The organism is Sphingopyxis sp. 2PD (assembly GCF_005503695.1).
Classification (GTDB): Bacteria; Pseudomonadota; Alphaproteobacteria; order Sphingomonadales; family Sphingomonadaceae; genus Sphingopyxis.
Map to the genome: position 1 here is coordinate 1 of NZ_SCMU01000053.1, position 1,270 is coordinate 1,270.

The 1,270-nt window shown below is 63.4% G+C and carries 1 protein-coding gene; it reads left to right on the forward strand.

The genetic code is table 11. The features are described 5' to 3' along the window. The first annotated feature begins 64 nt into the window (after positions 1-64). Positions 65-1,236, forward strand: a protein-coding gene (locus tag FFS18_RS17315; protein WP_095387322.1) for an IS3 family transposase whose coding sequence is annotated in 2 segments (ribosomal slippage) — positions 65-329 and positions 329-1,236 — 1,173 coding nt in all. Because the reading frame shifts where the segments join, the coding sequence is not laid out codon by codon here. Positions 1,237-1,270 lie beyond the last annotated feature (34 nt).

Genomic DNA, 1,270 nt, shown 5'->3' on the forward strand with positions numbered 1-1,270 from the left:
TTGATCTGCCCCCTTCTGAGTGGTCCAAAATTGATGATATTTTGGACGACGAAGGAGATATAGAATGCCGAGCAAGAAGCATCGCCCGGAAGAGATTATCGGCAAGCTACGTGAGGCGGAGGTTGTGCTTGCGCAGGGCGCTACGACCGCCGAGGCGTGTCGTCGGATCGCGATCAGCGAGCAGACCTATTATCGGTGGCGCAAGGAATATGGCGGCCTGAAGACCGATCAGGCGCGTCGGATGAAGGATCTGGAGAAGGAGAATGCGCGGCTTCGTCGTGCGATCTCGGACCTGACGCTGGACAAGCTGATCCTGCAGGAGGCTGCCCGGGGAAACTTCTGAGCCCCGCACGCCGCAGGCGCTGTATCGACCACATCAGAATGATGATGCCGGTGTCCGAGCGGCGGCTGTGCCGCGTGCTCGGGCAGCACCGATCGACGCAGCGCAAGGCGCCACGCGGGGCGGATGACGAAGCGGCCCTCACTGAGGATATCATCGCACTGGCCCGGCAATATGGTCGTTATGGCTATCGCCGGGTGACGGCGTTGCTACGCGATGCGGGGTGGCATGTGAACCGCAAGCGGGTTGAGCGTATCTGGCGCCGCGAAGGGCTGAAGGTGCCACAAAGGCAGCCGAAGCGCGGGCGTCTGTGGCTGAACGACGGATCGTGCATCCGGCTGCGGCCAGAATATCCCGGCCATGTCTGGTCCTACGACTTCGTCGAGGGCCGGACGCACGATGGTCGCAAATACCGGATCCTGTCGATCATCGACGAGGCGAGCCGGGAGTGCCTGGCGTTGCCGGTGGCGCGTAAGCTCAAGAGCGACGACGTGCTCGCGGCACTGGCCGAGCTGTTCGTCACGCGTGGGCCGCCGGCGCATATCCGGTCGGACAACGGCCCGGAGTTTATCGCGACGGCGGTGCAGCAATGGCTCGCCCAGATCGGCGTGAAGACGCTGTATATCACGCCCGGATCGCCATGGGAGAATGGCTATTGTGAAAGCTTCAACGGATCCCTGCGCGATGAGCTGCTCAACGGCGAGATCTTCTACTCGCTCGCGGAGGCCCGGATCCTGATCGAGGCTTGGCGGCGGCATTACAACACCGTCCGGCCGCACAGCTCGCTGGGATATCGACCACCGGCGCCGGAGGCCGTTCCATCGCCAGTGTCGCCCGCCGGTTCCGCTTCGCTCCACCTGCGGCCAACACTGGCGATGGACGCGTCAATGCACTAACAATCCCAGCGGACCACTCGGTGGGGGCCGGTCA